Source organism: Streptomyces sp. NPDC047108 (assembly GCF_040643575.1).
Taxonomy (GTDB): Bacteria; Actinomycetota; Actinomycetes; order Streptomycetales; family Streptomycetaceae; genus Streptomyces.
In genome coordinates this window covers 50,745-64,923 of the sequence record NZ_JBEYUP010000017.1, presented here as the reverse complement: position 1 = coordinate 64,923, position 14,179 = coordinate 50,745, and the positions used below count along the sequence as shown (strand labels likewise).

At 68.7% G+C, this 14,179-nt stretch carries 14 protein-coding genes; 6 read left to right on the top strand and 8 right to left on the bottom strand.

From position 1 onward, the window contains the following. Positions 1–6: 6 nt before the first annotated feature. Positions 7–588 (bottom strand): dihydrofolate reductase family protein, encoded by a 582-nt coding sequence (locus ABZ822_RS25930; protein ID WP_360858941.1) that lies wholly within the window; start codon positions 586–588, stop codon positions 7–9. A 187-nt stretch (positions 589–775) separates the two neighbouring features. On the opposite strand from ABZ822_RS25930, the gene ABZ822_RS25925 reads away from it, so the two are divergent. The 3 genes from ABZ822_RS25925 (at position 776) to ABZ822_RS25915 (ending at position 5,124) form a co-directional block, all read left to right on the top strand. Next, positions 776–1,378: a TetR family transcriptional regulator gene (locus ABZ822_RS25925; RefSeq protein ID WP_360858938.1), complete on the top strand. Its 603-nt coding sequence runs from the start codon at positions 776–778 to the stop codon at positions 1,376–1,378. A 94-nt stretch (positions 1,379–1,472) separates the two neighbouring features. Beyond that, entirely contained in the window at positions 1,473–3,002 is a 1,530-nt protein-coding gene (locus tag ABZ822_RS25920) for a UDP-N-acetylglucosamine 1-carboxyvinyltransferase (protein WP_360858935.1), read from the top strand. Between the two features lie 664 nt (positions 3,003–3,666). After that, positions 3,667–5,124, top strand: coding sequence for a hypothetical protein (locus tag ABZ822_RS25915; RefSeq protein ID WP_360858932.1), 1,458 nt, complete (start codon positions 3,667–3,669; stop codon positions 5,122–5,124). Positions 5,125–5,227: 103 nt separating this feature from the next. Here ABZ822_RS25915 and ABZ822_RS25910 read toward each other — a convergent pair whose 3' ends face one another. Continuing rightward, positions 5,228–5,851, bottom strand: coding sequence for a hypothetical protein (locus tag ABZ822_RS25910; RefSeq protein ID WP_360858929.1), 624 nt, complete (start codon positions 5,849–5,851; stop codon positions 5,228–5,230). 169 nt (positions 5,852–6,020) lie between these two features. Here ABZ822_RS25910 and ABZ822_RS25905 point away from each other — a divergent pair, with 169 nt between their 5' ends. Then, entirely contained in the window at positions 6,021–6,692 is a 672-nt protein-coding gene (locus ABZ822_RS25905; protein WP_360858926.1) for an enoyl-CoA hydratase-related protein, read from the top strand. A 41-nt stretch (positions 6,693–6,733) separates the two neighbouring features. On the opposite strand, the gene ABZ822_RS25900 is transcribed toward ABZ822_RS25905, so the two are convergent. From ABZ822_RS25900 to ABZ822_RS25890, 3 genes are all read right to left on the bottom strand, one after another. After that, entirely contained in the window at positions 6,734–7,204 is a 471-nt protein-coding gene (locus tag ABZ822_RS25900; RefSeq protein WP_360858923.1) for a cupin domain-containing protein, read from the bottom strand. Between the two features lie 8 nt (positions 7,205–7,212). Beyond that, positions 7,213–7,935 (bottom strand): hypothetical protein, encoded by a 723-nt coding sequence (locus tag ABZ822_RS25895; RefSeq protein WP_360858920.1) that lies wholly within the window; start codon positions 7,933–7,935, stop codon positions 7,213–7,215. Between the two features lie 205 nt (positions 7,936–8,140). Next, on the bottom strand, positions 8,141–8,797 hold the full coding sequence (locus tag ABZ822_RS25890) for a class I SAM-dependent methyltransferase (protein ID WP_360858917.1): 657 nt from the start codon (positions 8,795–8,797) through the stop codon (positions 8,141–8,143). A 1,127-nt stretch (positions 8,798–9,924) separates the two neighbouring features. Between ABZ822_RS25890 and ABZ822_RS25885 the strand changes: the two genes are divergently transcribed. Beyond that, a complete protein-coding gene (locus ABZ822_RS25885) occupies positions 9,925–10,581 on the top strand; it encodes a response regulator transcription factor (RefSeq protein WP_360858914.1) in 657 nt (218 codons plus the stop codon). Here ABZ822_RS25885 and ABZ822_RS25880 read toward each other — a convergent pair. Next, a complete protein-coding gene (locus ABZ822_RS25880; protein ID WP_360858911.1) occupies positions 10,578–11,492 on the bottom strand; it encodes a hypothetical protein in 915 nt (304 codons plus the stop codon). The two genes, ABZ822_RS25885 and ABZ822_RS25880, sit on opposite strands and share 4 nt — an antisense overlap. Before the next feature lie 252 nt (positions 11,493–11,744). Then, positions 11,745–12,206 (bottom strand): MarR family transcriptional regulator, encoded by a 462-nt coding sequence (locus ABZ822_RS25875; RefSeq protein WP_360858908.1) that lies wholly within the window; start codon positions 12,204–12,206, stop codon positions 11,745–11,747. A gap of 127 nt (positions 12,207–12,333) precedes the next feature. On the opposite strand from ABZ822_RS25875, the gene ABZ822_RS25870 reads away from it, so the two are divergent. Next, positions 12,334–13,170: an NmrA family NAD(P)-binding protein gene (locus tag ABZ822_RS25870; protein ID WP_360858905.1), complete on the top strand. Its 837-nt coding sequence runs from the start codon at positions 12,334–12,336 to the stop codon at positions 13,168–13,170. Between the two features lie 168 nt (positions 13,171–13,338). On the opposite strand, the gene ABZ822_RS25865 is transcribed toward ABZ822_RS25870, so the two are convergent. Next, the gene (locus ABZ822_RS25865) at positions 13,339–14,058 is read right to left on the bottom strand and encodes a 4'-phosphopantetheinyl transferase superfamily protein (RefSeq protein ID WP_360858902.1); all 720 of its coding nucleotides are present in this window, start codon (positions 14,056–14,058) and stop codon (positions 13,339–13,341) included. Positions 14,059–14,179 lie beyond the last annotated feature (121 nt).

Below are 14,179 nucleotides of genomic sequence, written 5' to 3'. Positions count from 1 at the left end.
CGGCGGTCACCCGGACTCGCGCTCGCGGACGTAGGTCGTGATCATGGCCCCGCCGCCGAAGGCGCGACCGGAGGTGCGACGGAACGACTCGACCCCGAACTCCGCCGAGAACATGGGGATTCCGCTGCCGAGGACGATCGGATACGTCTTGATCACCAGCTCGTCGATCTCCGGGAGCAGCGCGCCCGCGAGCCGCGCCCCGCCCGCGAGGTAGATACCGAGCCCCTCCTGGCGCTTGAGCTCCCGCACGGCCGCGAGCGGATCGGAAGCGATGAGCGTCACGTTCGGGGCGGGGCTTTCGCCGAGGGAGCGCGTCACCACGTAGGTCCGCAGATGCGCGTACGGGTCGGCGACCCCCTCTTTCAGGGCCGGGTCGTAGGTGGCCCGGCCCATCACGACGGTGTCGAAGCGGGTGACGGGGGTGTCGACACCGGCCGCCGCGCGGAAGGGGGTCGGCAGGAGGTCCGGATACTCGGCGGCCATGTGGGCCACGAGGTCGTCGCCCAGCGGATAGAAGTCGTAGGAGCCGTCGGGAGCGGCGATGAAGCCGTCGAGACTGACGCCGACGTAGTAGGTGAGCGTGCGCATACGGAGGCCCTCATTCGAGGTCGGGAACCAGTGGAACGGAAACGGGTGGAACGGAAGCGAGTAGGCGAGGAGCGACCCGGCCGAGGCGACCGGAAGCGCAACCACTCCATGTAAAGTGCTCCATGCGGAGTGGTTGCTGCAAGGGGATTTCGCGGGACGGATTTCCCGGGGCCAAGGAGGAGGCGACATGGTGCGGAACCCGGAACGACGTGCGGCGCTCGTCGATGCCGCGATCGAGGTGCTGGCGAGCGAGGGGGCCAGGGGCCTGACCTTCCGGGCCGTCGACACCGCGGCGGGCGTCCCCCCGGGCACGTCCTCGAACTACTTCGCCAACCGCGACGACCTCTTCAACCAGGCCGGGCGTCACATCCATCAGCGCCTCGCCCCCGATCCCGACGCCCTGGCCGAGGTCATGAAGGCGCCGCGGTCACGCGAGCTCGTCGGCGCACTGATGCGGGACGTGATGGACCGGATCTCGCGGGACCGGGCGGGCTATGTGGCACTGCTCGAACTCCGCCTGGAGGCCACCAGGCGGCCGGAGTTGCGGGACGCGCTCACCCGCACGATCCGCGAGGACCTGGACGCCAACGTCGGCTTCCACCTGGACGCGGGACTGCCCGGCGACCGTACGACGGTCCTGGTGCTGTTCTTCGCGATGCTCGGGCTGATCGTCGAGCACCTGACGCTGCCGGCGGTGCTCGCGGCGGCGGAGCCATCGGCACCACCGGAGTCCCCGGGCCACCTGGATGCACTGATCGAAAGCATCGTGACACGCATCGTGCCGACCTGACAAAGCCAGCTCCGAGGGCACTTTTCACCTTTTCGGCCGAAATGTACGGCGCCTCAACATCAGCTTCATCTCATATGTGAGATAGCCTCGGGTCATGGCAGACGACTACCTCGTACGCATCGGCAGGCTCATCCGTGACGCCCGGCAGCACCGGGGATGGACGCAGACCCAACTCGCCGAGGCGCTGGGCACCAGCCAGAGCGCCGTCAATCGCATCGAACGCGGGAACCAGAACATCAGCCTGGAGATGATCGCCCGCATCGGCGAGGCGCTCGACAGCGAGATCGTCTCCCTCGGCTACGCGGGCCCGATGCATCTGCGCGTCGTCGGCGGACGCCCCCTGTCCGGCAGTATCGACGTGAAGACGAGCAAGAACGCGTGCGTGGCGCTGCTCTGCGGCTCCCTGCTCAACTCCGGCCGCACCACGCTCCGTCGGGTCGCGCGGATCGAGGAGGTCTTCCGGATCCTCGAGGTGCTGGGGAGCATCGGCGTCCGCACACGGTGGCTCAACGACGACGGCGACCTGGAGATCGTCCCGCCCGCCCAGCTCGACCTGGACGCGATGGACACGACGGCGGCCCGCAGGACCCGGAGCGTCATCATGTTCCTGGGCCCGCTGCTGCACCGTACCGAGCACTTCCGCCTTCCGTACGCGGGCGGCTGCGACCTCGGAACGCGCACCGTCCAGCCCCATATGACGGCCCTTCGCCACTTCGGGCTCGAAGTCACCGCGACCGATGGCACCTACCACGCGCAGGTCGACCGCACCGTCGCGCCCGGCCGCCCCATCGTGCTGACCGAGCGCGGTGACACGGTGACGGAGAACGCGCTGCTGGCCGCGGCCCGCCACGACGGTGTCACCGTCATCCGCAACGCCAGCTCCAACTACATGGTCCAGGACCTGTGTTTCTTCCTGGAGCAGCTGGGCGTCAAGGTCGAGGGCGTCGGCACGACGACCCTCACCGTGCACGGCACACCGTCCATCGACCGCGACGTGGACTACGCGCCGTCCGAAGACCCGGTGGAGGCGATGAGCCTGCTGGCCGCGGCGGTGGTCACGGAGTCGGAACTGACCATCCACCGCGTGCCGGTGGAGTTCCTGGAGATCGAGCTGGCCGTCCTGGAGGAGATGGGGCTCGACACGGAGCGCACGGCGGAGTACGCCGCGGACAACGGCCGTACACGGCTGATCGACCTCACCGTACGGCCGTCCAAGCTGCGGGCGCCGATCGACAAGATCCACCCGATGCCGTTCCCTGGGCTCAACATCGACAACGTGCCGTTCTTCGCGGCGATCGCGGCCACGGCGCAGGGCTCGACCCTGATCCACGACTGGGTCTACGACAACCGGGCCATCTACCTGACGGACCTCAACCGCCTCGGCGCGGACGTCAAACTCCTCGACCCGCACCGCCTGCTGGTCGAGGGCCCCACGCGCTGGCGCGCCGCCGAGATGATGTGCCCGCCGGCCCTGCGGCCCGCGGTGGTGGTGCTCCTGGCGATGATGGCCGCGGAGGGCACGTCCGTCCTGCGCAACGTGTACGTGATCAACCGGGGTTACGAGGACCTGGCGGAGCGGCTGAACTCGGTGGGCGCGCAGATCGAGATCTTCCGCGACATCTGAGCGACGACCGGAGCCGCCGCGCTCTTTCGGGTCCGCGGTACAGCGGGCCGGAAAGAGCGCGGCGGCATTCGCGGCCTCCACCTGTCCGGCTGCGAAGAGATATCAGCCCACAGGTGTACGAGATATTCTTGGCGGGACCGAAGAGATGATGATTCCTGTGTCACCGCATTGCCGCGACAGGCGGACAAACGAGACTCACGGGGCGAGATATTCGGGAAGCATATTCCACGGCTTCGAGCGATGGCGGAGACGGCCAACTCATTGAATTCTTGCGGATATGCGTAACGTCGCGTACCCCTCTGCGTTGAGGAGGGTGCACTGAGAACACGGTTCCTTCTGCGGGAGCAGTGCGCGGTCTGGACTTGATCCTCTGCAGGCCGCATGGGCTCCGGGGCACGCCTCCCATGGCGCGTGCCCCGGAGCCCTTGTCCGCGTTTCCCGCAGGACTCACGCGGCGGTGGCCGCCTCCGTGAGCGGATGCCGTACGTGGACGCCGTACGCCACGACGTGCGCGCCCCAAGATATGAGGCCATTCACCTCCGCATCACGAGGTCGTGACGCATGGGCTGTTCGAGCGGATTCCCCTCGGAATTCCATTCCCCTTTGGCAGATGTGTCGTTGACCGGTTACCCAAAAGGCTGATGAATCACAGTGGGAGGCCGGAATGTACAAGCGCGGACACAAGGTGGCGACCGCGGCCATGGTGGTCCTGGCCGTAGGCGGGTGGGCGTCCGTGGGCGCCGGGGCGGCGTTCGCCGCGGACGGCCCGGGCGCCCGGGCAACGGGCGGGTCCTCGACCGCGGGTGACCAATTCCAGCAGAATACCGCGCAGTCCAGTCGGCAGAACAACAACTGCGGCAACCCCAACACCGAGACCGAGGAAGACGAGACCATCTCGCTGACGGGGGGCCGGCTCGACAGCCGGTGCAAGACCGTCGACGGCTCGTTCAACAAGTCCGCGAAGGTGCGCAGCGGCGGCGCGAACGCCGAGGGCGGCTCCGGCGTCGACAGTTTCGGTCAGCAGAACACTGCCCAGTCAGGGCGCCAGAACAACAACTGCGCCAACCCCAACGCCATCGAGCTCATCAGCGTCACCGGAGGCAGAGTCGAGGGCTTCTGCACCGACAAGGACCGCTCCGTCAACCTCCACACGAAGACCAAGGGAGGGCCCGCCAACGCGACCGGGGGCAGCGGCACCGAGTTCAGTCTGAATCAGCAGAACATCGCCCAGGAAGGCCGGCAGAACAACAACTGCGCCAACCCCAACGACCCGGACGTCGTGATCAGCGGAGGCCGCTCCACAGGGCACTGCCGGAACAAGGACGCCTCCTTCTCCCGGCACACCTTGTCCACGGGGCGCGGCGCGAATGCCTCCGGAGGCGGCGGCCTGGGCGCGAACATCGATGAGCAGAACATCGCGCAGTCCGGACGGCAGAACACCAACTGCCACAACCCCAACGACGCCGACATCGAGCTGACCGGGGGACGTGACGAGGCCGACTGCTGGACCGCCGACCACTCCAAGAGCGTCCGCACCGCGGAGATCGGCGGAGGTGCGGAGGCTACCGGTGGCGCCAGCGGCGCGGATCTGGAGCAGCAGAATGTTGCCCAGGAGGGGCGTCAGAACACCAACTGCGCGAACAGCAACAGCCTCGACCTCGAGATCACCGGTGGACGAACCAGCAGCCGCTGCGGCCACAAGGACGGCTCTCTCAACCACGACACCCTGGTCAAGGGCGGCGGCGCCCGGGCCACGGGCGGTTCCAGCACCGGCGGGACTGCCTTCCAGCAGAACATCGCCCAGGAGGGCAAGCAGAACAACAACTGCGCCAACCCCAACGCCGGCGATGTCACCATCACCGGTGGCCGCGACCGGACCGACTGCCGCACCACCGACCACTCCCTCAACGCCCACACCCAGGACTTCGGCGGAGGCGCCGAGGCCGAAGGTGGCTCCAGCATCGGCGGCGAACTCTTCCAGCAGAACGTCGCGCAGTCCGGCCGGCAGAACAACAACTGCGGCAACCCCAACAACCTGGTCGTGACGCTCTCCGGCGCAAGGAACTCCAACCAGTGCCAGGCCGTCGACGTCTCCCGCAACATCGGAACCGTCAACCGGTAGTCCCACCCCCCCTCGGCTCCCACTCCCGGCTCGCGGCCCCACGGCCGCGGGCCGGGAGCGTGTCACGCCCACGTACGGAACCCGGCACGCAGGAAGCCGGCGTCTACTCCGCCGAGACGAGGAAGTAGTCGAGGGCCACCTCGACGCCGAAGGCCGTCCCCGCCGGGAGCGTGCCGTTCCTGACGGACCCCATCTCGCTCAGGCCGCTTCCCGCGTTCCGCCGCGCCGCGGCCACCAGGTCGGCGGCGCTCCGCTCGCGCAAGGAACGGGCCATCTCCGGCCCGTACTTGACCACCCGCGACGGCCCGAGCGGAGCGGTCGCCGGATGCGTCAGCAGCAGGACGGCGAAGAGGCGCGTCCTGCTGCCACCGACCGCACGCGCCTTGTCCAGATCCTCGGCCATGCTCCGCAGGTACTGTGCGGTCGACCGCTGTCCCTCCCGCGCGAAGTCGAAGGTGTAGGCGGCCTTCATCTCCACCAGGGCCAGTGGTTCGTACGTGGATGCGTCCAGGACGGCGAGGTCGGTGCGCGCACGGCCGCCCTCGGGGCTCCACTCGCGGGCAGCGACGCAGCCCGGCAGTTCCGTGTGCAGGACCCACGCCATGCGGTCACGGACCGGGTGCTCGGGTTTGGACGTGAGGGAGAGGTAGGCGAGTTCGTCGGGGGCGAAGGACTTGCCCGCGCGCGTGAGCGCCCGCGCGAGCACTGCGGCGGAGATCTCGGCCATCGACGCATCATCGCAGCGTCGCCCGGCCCGCGCACAGGTACGAGGGCGCAGCCCGCTTCTCCCCCGCACGTTTCCCGTGGCATTGAGCAGAGCATGCTCATCACCGTCGCACTACCGGCCAGTAACTTAAGAGGCCATCGGATGCGTACGGCCGGAAGGGACCGCCCACATGCCTGAACTGACGCGCCTCGAGGACGTCTTCGTACTGGACCTCGGTGCGGACGAGAACCGCTTCCATCCGGACTGGATGAGAGAGCTCGACGCCGCCTTCGCGGACGTCGAGGCGGCCGCCGGGCCCCGGGCCCTGGTCACCGTGGCGACAGGGAAGTTCTGGTCCAACGGGCTCGATCTCGCATGGGTGGGCGCGCACCCCGAGGAACTGGGTCACTACGTCGACACCCTGCACGATCTCGTCGCACGGCTCATCTCGCTCCCCGTGCCGACCGTGGCCGCCGTGCAGGGGCATGCGTTCGCCGCGGGCGCGATCCTGGCCCTCGCCCACGACCACCGGGTGATGCGAGCGGACCGCGGGTTCATCTGCCTGCCCGAGGTCGACATCCAGATCCCCTTCACCCCCGGGCTGACGGCGTTCCTCCGCTCCCGGCTCACCCCGCCGATCGCTCGCCGCATGATGATCTCGGGACATCGCTACGGCGGCGCCGAGGCGCTGGCGGCAGGCATCGTCGACGAGACCGCGGACGAGGACACCGTCCGGCAGCGCGGCATCGATCTCGCCGCATCCCTCACCACGAAGGCGGGCCCGACGCTGGGCACCATCAAGACCCGCCTCGACGAGGACGTCCTCAGGGCGCTGCAGGACAGGTCGGCCAACACGGTCTGACCTCGCCCCCGTTCGTCACCCCCAGCCGGAGGACGGGGAATTCAGGCGCTGGTGACGACGGTGAACTTACGGCTGGGCTCGAAGACCTCACAGACACCCTCCCGGCCGCCCGGCAGCGACATCGCGTCGCCGGCCCGCATCTCGTACCGCTCGCCGGTGTCCAGGGTGAGGGCGATGTGCCCCTCCAGGAGCACGAACGCCTCGTCGTTGACGAAGTGCCGGGCGAAGGTGGACGGCTCGGCGGTGAAGAAGGCGACGACCTTGACCGGAGTGCGCACTCCGACCGTCCGCAGCACCTTGATCCGGCAGTCCGGATCTCCGGAGACGACGTCGTCCCCGAGCGGGTACGGGTTCCACCCGCCCCCGTCCAGGGCGGCGGTGGTGACGGTGTCGGGGTCGGGGTCGGGGTCGGGGTCGGCGGGAAAGGTGAGATGGACAAGGGGGACGGAACATCGTCGGCAGCCCGGAGAACGACGAACCCGCCAGGGGTCCCTGGCGGGTTCGGTGTCCACTTCGCCGGTCAGCCGAGCTTGGCGTTCTGGGCCTTGACGACGGACATCGGGATCTTCGCCTCACCGGGCAAGGACGACAGGAGTGCATCGCTGTTCAACGTGAAGTAGACGACGACGGTGTCACCGAAGCGGGCGGCCTGGGTACGGAACTTCTGCTCGGCGCCGTTCGCGTCATAAGTTGCCGCGAAGGCGAGGGACTTGTCGCCGTACCCGGGATCAGCTTCGGCCTTGACCGATCCGTACGGGTTGTTGCCGCCACTCCCCTTGGCGATGAAGGGGCCGCCGCAGGACTTCACCGACCGGGCGAGTGCGGCCATCGCAGCCTCCGCCTTGCCGTCCGCGTAGGTGGAAAGCGTGATCTTGGTGGACATGCCGGTGGTGTTCTTCTTGCCGACATCGCGCGTGAGCGAGGCCCGAGGATCCCCGATGGGCATTCCGTTCATGGCGTACGCCGCCTGCACGCACGTCGACTTGTCAACAGCGAGCCCCTTCCGGTTCTTGGCGATGACGTACTTCGCGTCCGGCTTGCGGACGGAGTAGTCCTTGACCTCGGCCTGGGTGACGATGCGCTGCGCGACGTCATCCGCGGGGCTGAGCTTCTTCGTCACGGAGGACGAGTCGTCGGACCCGGTGGCGCTTCCGTCTCCGTCGCCGCCTCCGCAGCCGGTGAGCGCGGCGAGGGACAGCACGACCATGGCGGACGTGGCCAGGCCGACGGGACTGCGCGTCATGTGAGGTTCTCCTCGATGGGGGGACATGGCGGAGGAAAAACCTAATCCATCCTCAGGCGACGGCTCAGGGCGGGGCGTTGAGGCGACCCGGGCCGTACGCGGGCCGCACCGCACGAAGGCCGCGCCGCGCGCCCCGGAAAGGGCGCTCCCCGTACCGCGTCCGGTGGTCCGACCGGCGGACGCGGTACGGGGAGCGCCGGCCGGGTCAGCGCTTGACGGCGAGGGTGAGGCCGTCGGCGATCGGGAGCATGCTGATGTGGACCCGCTCGTCGTCGCGGATCTTGGCGTTGAAGGCGCGCAGGGCGCGGGTCTCCGCATCGTCGACGGTCTCGTCGGCCACGTCCCCGGACCACAGCACGTTGTCCACGACGATCAGTCCGCCGGTGCGCACGAGCTGCAGCGCGTACTCGAAGTACTGCTCGTAGCTCTGCTTGTCGGCGTCGATGAAGGCGAAGTCGTAGGGCTCGCCTTCGGCGGCGACGAGCTTCGCCAGCGTCTCCCGGGCGTCACCGATCCGCAGGTCGACCTTGCCGAGCACGCCGGCGCGGTCGCAGTACTCGCGCGCGACGGCGGTCCACTCCTCGCTGATGTCGCACGCCGTCACGGTGCCGTCGTCGGGCAGGGCGAGGGCGGTGCGCAGCAGGCTGTACCCGGTGAACACCCCGACCTCCAGCGCCCTCTTGGCCTGGACGGCGTGGAGGAGGAGGGCGAGGAACTGGCCCTGCTCCGGTGAGATCTGCATGGTGCGCTGCGGCAGGGCCGCGGTGCGTTCGCGGAGGTCGGCGAGCACATCGGGTTCACGCAGGGACATGCGCGTGACGTAGTCCTGCACGGTATCGGTCATGTTGACCTGGATCCCCATGGTCCGTCCTTGTCTCTGGGTGGTCATCGGCGGCGGATGTCGTCGAGCGAGCGCCGTCGAAAGCCTCGCACCTCAGTGGCGGGATGATCCACGGATTCGGCCACGAGCGCACTGACCGGCCGTGCCGGTCGCCGCGTTCCTGCTGGACACATGGGCCTCGGAGGCGTCGTCGGGCGAGGAGAGCCGCCAACAGATCGCCGCCGTGGGCCCCGCCGCCCAGAGGCGTCCGGGGCAGCGCCGGCGGACGTACCGGACGGCCCGCGGCCGGGATCGCCGAATCCGCACCATGCGCGTCCCGTGTGTGACAACATCTCGTCAATCGGGGCCTGAGCGGGAAAATTGAGTATGTGGCGAACATCTCCGGGCTATCGATACGAATGGCTTGTTCCGGACTCCTAAGAACAGCCCGCCCACGCTGAGGCAGGTGGGAAGGATCGGGTGTCGGCCACCCACTGCGCCACAGATCAGGGCAAATGCCACCGGGTGACGACGCCCCTCCGCAACGCACAGATCCCCTTTGGCCAAAACTCTAAAGGGAGCTTGAACTTTGGGCCCCCGGTCCACAAGATCGGTAGTGCCGGTGCACACGTGGCGGACGACCGCTCGGCACCGTTTCTCACGGGGGTTCTCTTGTCGCGATCACGGATGGTTGTCCCATATGCTTTGACCCTTCTCCAGAACGGTCCGGCACACCCCGATTCATGTGAATACCCCCCGCGGGACGGGGTGGTTGAGGTACTCGAAAGAAATGCGTCCCGAACCGGCACTCGCCGGTCCGTGCAAGCCTTCCCCTCGGTCGTACCGGCGGGCGGCATCACGGATCCCGGCGATGCTGAAGCAGTAGTCACGACCTGTCAGATGCTCTGACGGACGTGGGCCGGCCGTTGTGCCCGGCCCGCAGAAATGTGCCAGCGCCTGTACCCCGGATCAGGCGCGATGACGGTACGGGGCGGCGGCTTCGGTTCAGCTGCCCGCTCACCCCGTACCTCGTGGTCGCCCCACGGCGCCGCCGACCGCCATGGGCCGACCCGGCCTCGGCGGTTCCCCTCTGTCCCTTCGGCGCCGCCATGCGCTCTGCGCTGTCCTCCGTGGCGGACACCGACGACACACGAAGGATAAGAAGCGCAATGCGCATGCTCGTTGTGGAAGACGAACCCGCGACCGCCAACCTGGTCGTCTCCACTCTCCAACGCCACGGGTACGAAACCGAGCAGGCGACCACCGGGAAAGAAGCACTGGCGATTCACCACGAAGTGGATTTCATCTTTCTCGATCTGGGGTTGCCGGACATGGACGGTCTCGAGGTCTGCCGTGCCATCAGAAGTGTTACCGATACTCCCATCATTGTCGCCACGGAGGGCCGGAGCGAACTCGACCGCGTACTCGGACTTCAGGCGGGGGCGGACGACTGCCTCGACAAACCGTACGGAGTCCGGGAACTCGTCGCACGAATACAGGCGATATTGCGGCGCACCCAGTCCAGACCGAAGGAGACGAATACCATCACCCACGGTCCGCTGCATATCGACGTTCTTTCCCGGCAGGTGAGACTGGGCGAGGACCACATCACGTTGACCCGCAAGGAGTTCGACCTCCTGGTGGCCCTCGCCTCACGTCCCGGTGTCGTCCTCACCCGCAAGGAGCTGATGACTCAGGTGTGGAACGACGGCTGGACGATGGGCCGCACCATCGACACCCATGTCAACAGCCTGCGCGCCAAGCTGCGTTCGAGCAGCTGGATCGTGACCGTGCGCGGGATCGGCTTCCGGATCGGCCTCGGCTAACGCATCGCCGCCTTCGCTCGCGGGCCGCGGACGCGGCCCGCGAGCGAACGCTCCACGTCCTCGGCGTGGTAGTACGTCTTCCCCGCCCGGCTGCCGCGCCGCCACGCGTGCTCGCTGGCCAGGCGGTAGACCGTGCCGCGCGGGACCTTCCACAGCACGGCGATGTCCGCGGCCCGCAGCCACAGCGTGCGGCCGGCGGCGGGCCTGCCGTCCGTGGCCTTCGGGCTCCCCGCAGCGGGCGACCGGCGCCCGAGGCTCACCCACTCGTGCATGGCCCAGTTGTGGTCCGGCTCGGCGGTGCACACGATCCGGGTGTCCTCCGGGCCGTTCCGGCGCGGTCCGGCGTAGGTGCTGAGGGTTCCGCCGCACCCCTCGCGGGCGCATGCGCCGATGACCATGCGCTGCACCTGGGGCGGTTCGACGACCCGTCCGGCGAACGCCAGGAGCCGTTCCAGTTCCGCGGTCAGCTCGGCGACGGCGGAGTGCCCTGCCAGCCAGTCCACATGGCGCAGAAGGAAGGCGGCGAGGACGCGGACGTCACGGCGCGGAACGGACGTACCGCGCTCGTCGACGACCAGGCCGCTCCACGAGGCCAGGACGCGCATCATCGCCTCACGAGCCTCCACGGCGGCGGTGTTGAGCGGCAACCCCGGCGTGGTGCGGCCGGGCGACCGCTCCAACCGGCGCTGCCCCGATCCCCCGAGCACGCGCCCGCACTCCTCGTGGAGCGCCGGAAGGCTCGTCAGCGTGCGCGCCATGGCGCCCAGGCAGGACGAGCACAGGCGGGTGCCGAGCAGCGGACGCTCCCCACGGCGTACGGCTCCGGATGCGGACGGTTTCCGGCAGTGCACCCCCTCGCACATGCTGTTGGCCCCCGCCATGTGCGCAACACCCTGGTACTGCTTCGTCATCGGTTTCCCCCCTCGACGAACTGTTCTCGAACCACTTCAGTATCGGACCGACTTGGGGCGGGAACTGGTGAATTGTCCGTCACCTGACGAAGACTGTTCCGAAGCCTTGCGGCGCAGCCCGGCCAGGGGCTTCGAGGAGACCGTTCCGCGACATTCCAGGTGCGATGCCCGCATACGGCTGACCGTCACATGACGATCCGCTGACACAACAGGGAGGGAAAACAGGAAGAGTGCGGGAGGGGTGAGGGGAGGTCAGCCGCGCAGGTCGGCGCAGTGCTCCAGGACGCGCCCCAACAGGGCGGTCAGCCGGTCGCGTTCGGCGGCGGAGAGCGGCGCGAGCACGGCGTCCTGGGCCTCGGCCAGGGCCGTGTCGATGCGCCGGAGCTGAGCCACTCCGTCCTCGGTGACGGTGATGGTGTTGCGGCGGCGGTCGGAGGGGTCGGTTGCGCGGACGACCTGGCCCGCCGCCTCGAGTTCATTGACCGCTTCGACGATGTAGCTGCGGTCGATCCCGCAGCGGCGCCCGAGTTCGGCCTGACTGAGCGGGCCGAACTCCTCGAGGGCCGCCAGCAGGGCGAAGTGGTAGCGACGCGAGTCGACGCCGGCGAGGGCGTCGGACACGACCCGCCCGGCATGGGTGGCGATCTGCGTGATCTGCCAGCTCGGAAGGGAGTGCAGCCGGCCCGGGGCCTGGGAGAGAGCCTTCGCGTCCACGCCAGAACTCTAGCAGATCTGTTGGCCACACCCACGAATCTGCTAACGTTGGTCTCACCAACGTTGACCTGGCCATCGATCACTCCGGGACGGCGTCGGTTCAGCACCTACCGAGGGAGCGACATTCATGATTCTGGTCACCGGAGCCACCGGAAACGTCGGCCGCAACATCGTCGGCCGGCTTCTGGACGCCGGGGAAAAGGTCCGCGCGGTCACGCGTGAACCCGCAACGTCCGGAATGGCGGCGGACGTCGAGGTCATGCCCGGCGACCTCACCCGCCCGGAATCGCTCACCGACGTCCTGAAGGGTGTCGACCGGGTCTTCCTCTTCCCGGTGTTCGGTGCTCTCGACGGCTTTCTCGACGTCGCCAGGACCGCGGGCGTGGAGCACGTCGCCCTGCTGTCGTCGTCCGCCGTGGAGTTCCCCGAGCCGGGGTTCATCGGTGAGGCCCACCTCGGCTGCGAGGCCTCGGTCGTCAGGTCGGGCATTCCGCACACCTTCGTGCGTGCGGGCCTGTTCATGCGCAACGACCTCGGATGGGCGGGGCAGATCGCGAACGGCGGTGTCGTCCGCGCGGCCTACGGCACGGCAGCGGCCGCACCCGTCGACGAGCGCGACATCGCCGCGGTCGCCGCTCGGTCCCTGCTGGCTCCGCAGGCCGGCAGCGTGCACACGCTCACCGGCCCCGAGTCCCTGACGCAGATCGACCGGGTGCGGATCATCGCCGAAACCCTCGGCCGTCCCGTGCAGTTCGAGGAACTGAGCCGGGACGAGGCCCTGAAGCACCTGGTCGGGCAGATGCCCGAAGAGGCGGCCTCGTTCCTTCTCGACCAGCTCGCCTCCTGGCAGGGCACGACGGCCGAGGTCCTCCCGACCGTGGAGCAGGTCACCGGGCGGCCGGCCCACACCTATCGCGAGTGGGTCACCCACCACATCGCCGACTTCGAGGCCGCGGCGCACTGACACGACCGTTCCGGGAACGGCGTACGAACGCGGGCACCGAGGCTGCCGCACCCCCTGGCCACGCCTCGCCCGCATCCGGACCACCTGGCCGACGGCTGTCCCCCGCGCCGTCGGCCAGGTGCCGTCACGGCCCCGGGGCCGTGCGGAACAGCACCGTGACCGCGGGGGCTATGCGCCGTACGGAACCGTGATCGCGGTGACCAGAAGGCCGTGGCGGGCCAGCCAGCGGCCGGGGAGCCCGGACGGAAACCTCCGGGCCGCCGCGGGCTCCCGCAGATACGCGGTGAATCCGCCGGTGCACGCGTCGAAGGTGAATCCCTCGGTGCACGGGTCGAGGGCGAATCGCTCGGTGCACGGGTCGAAGACGATCTCCGCGTCACGGAACGTGAGCCGCTGCCCGGTCCACGGATACCAGACCTTGAACACGGCCTCTTTGGCGCTGAACAGCAGCCGGTCCCAATGCAGTTCGGGGCGTGCCGCACCCAGCCGCGCGACGGATCCGGCCTCGGCGGGGAGCGCGATCACACGAAGAGTGCCCTCCCCGAGCGGCCCGTCCGGTTCGGCGTCGATACCGACCGCGGACACGTCGGAACGGCGGGCGAGAGCGGCGGCGCGATATCCGGCGCAATGGGTCATGCTGCCGGTGATCCCGGACGGCCAGCGCGGTGCGCCCCAGGCGTCCGGAAGAATCGGAACCCGGGAATACCCCAGCCTTTCCAGAGCCTGCCCGGCACAGCGTCGTACGTCGGCGAATTCCCTTTTCCTGCGGTCCACGGAACGGGCCACGTAAGCCGCCTCCTCGGGAAAGAGCGAGGAAAGCGAAGCGTTCGTCACCTCTCCCCGCAGATCTGCCGCGGAGACCACCGGCGGAACGATGTCCTCGATCACGACGCTCCTCGAGTTCTCGATGGGGCATGGCTGAAAGTCGCCCCTGACGTGGGGGGCCGTACAGGGGGATCCGGACAGATTCGCGGAACCCGCGCGGAGCACGCCCCCCAACACGAAGAGC